General features: G+C 45.3%; 1 protein-coding gene. It reads right to left on the bottom strand.

All coding sequences use genetic code 11. The annotated features are described in order from the left end of the window. Positions 1–108: 108 nt before the first annotated feature. The gene (locus EOJ37_RS14935; protein ID WP_240651734.1) at positions 109–624 is read right to left on the bottom strand and encodes a hypothetical protein; all 516 of its coding nucleotides are present in this window, start codon (positions 622–624) and stop codon (positions 109–111) included. Positions 625–813: the final 189 nt, after the last annotated feature.

Raw genomic sequence — 813 nt, 5'->3', positions numbered from 1 at the left:
TCAAGATGCTGCTGTTTTTGCTGTTTGGTGTATGGCATGGTTTATTCTCAAGCAGAGGATGTGATGGCGAGAATAATGAAAGGCTTTATTCGCTGCGGCAAGGTGAGGCTACCGGACGCTTACAATTGATGTAGGTTTATTGCCATTTATTGCATCAACACCAATATTTCTACCCATATCTACAATACGAATATAATTACCTGTTGAAGGGGAATGCTGTACTGGTGTTTTCACGACCACCTTAGATTGCAGTATCATTTTCAGTTCATCTAACGTAACAGTGAAATGTGATTTATTGGCACCCCACTCACCCCCATGTTTTCGCCAAGCGTACTGTAATCCGGAACCGGTAGAGCCATCCCCATTTCTAAGGTTAACTCTTGATTGAACAACAGAACCTTTCCAAATTGAGTTTGCCGAAACCTCCTCACTGGCCTGATTAATCAACTTCGCCGCCCCAGCCACATCGCCTTTTTTCAACGCGTGTTTTGCTGCTTTCAGCGCTTTGCCAGCGGCGTCGCCGACGACCGGGATCACCCCAATGGCGGCAGCGAGAAAGTCGAGTGTGTCTTCCGCTTCGGCAAAGCCTTTAATATCACCGACCACCGGGACAAAATCGGCCAAGGTTGAGAAATAGCTGATCTACTTTTCAGCACATAGAGCGTAGTGCTCGTTGCTACAGGTGGCGAGTATTTCGCCATCCTTCGGTTCGGTAGAGTTGCTAATTTCATAGTAGAGGCAGAAATTCTACACATTCAATCAATAAAAGGCGTTATTAAAATGCTTTTATGTATTCTGATAGCTTCAGCAATC

The sequence above is a fragment of the Serratia microhaemolytica genome, from assembly GCF_004011885.1.
Classification (GTDB): Bacteria; Pseudomonadota; Gammaproteobacteria; order Enterobacterales; family Enterobacteriaceae; genus Serratia_G; species Serratia_G microhaemolytica.
Note: the sequence above shows the minus strand (reverse complement) of the source record. Positions and strands in the feature narration are given on the sequence as shown.